The organism is Mycobacterium sp. (assembly GCF_008709575.1).
Lineage (GTDB): Bacteria > Actinomycetota > Actinomycetes > Mycobacteriales > Mycobacteriaceae > Mycobacterium.
In genome coordinates, this window is sequence record NZ_VYIK01000452.1 from 1 (window position 1) to 623 (window position 623).

The 623-nt window shown below is 68.2% G+C and carries 1 pseudogene; it reads right to left on the reverse strand.

Going from position 1 to position 623, the window contains the following annotated elements:
• Positions 1 to 623, reverse strand: a pseudogene (locus F6Q13_RS19540) (anion permease); the annotation flags it as partial.

Below are 623 nucleotides of genomic sequence, written 5' to 3' on the forward strand. Positions count from 1 at the left end.
CCACTCGGCATTGACGTTGGTGTGGTCGACTGGCGCCTTGCGCGAATGCAGCCAGATCGCCGCCGACACCGCGGCCAGCATAGCGAAGCCGACGGCCACGCCCGGGTAGCCGCCGATGCCGTGCACCAGCCAAAAAGTGGTCGCTCCGATGGCGCCGGCCAGCGGCAATGTCACCAGCCAGGCGGTCGCCATCCGGCCGGCAACCGTCCACCGCACCTCGGCGCCGGGTTTGCCGACGCCGCTGCCGAGCAGAGCCGGTCACGACCTGTGTGGTGGACAGCGCATAACCGAAGCTCGCCGACAACAAGATCACCGTGGCCGATGAGGACTGGGCCGCCATGCCCTGCGGTGGTTCGATGTCGACGAGGCCCTTGCCCATCGTGCGGATGATGCGCCAGCCCCCGTAATACGTGCCCGCGGCCATCGCCGCGGCACAGCACACGATGACCCACATCGGTGGCAAGGCGGCGGTCTTGCCGACCGCACCGTAGGACATCAGCGCCAAGAAGATCACCCCCATCGTCTTCTGGGCGTCGTTGGTGCCGTGCGCGAGCGAGACCAGCGCGGCCGAGCCGATCTGCCCGCGGTGAAAGGCTCGTTTCGTGTGGTTCTCCTGGACGCCG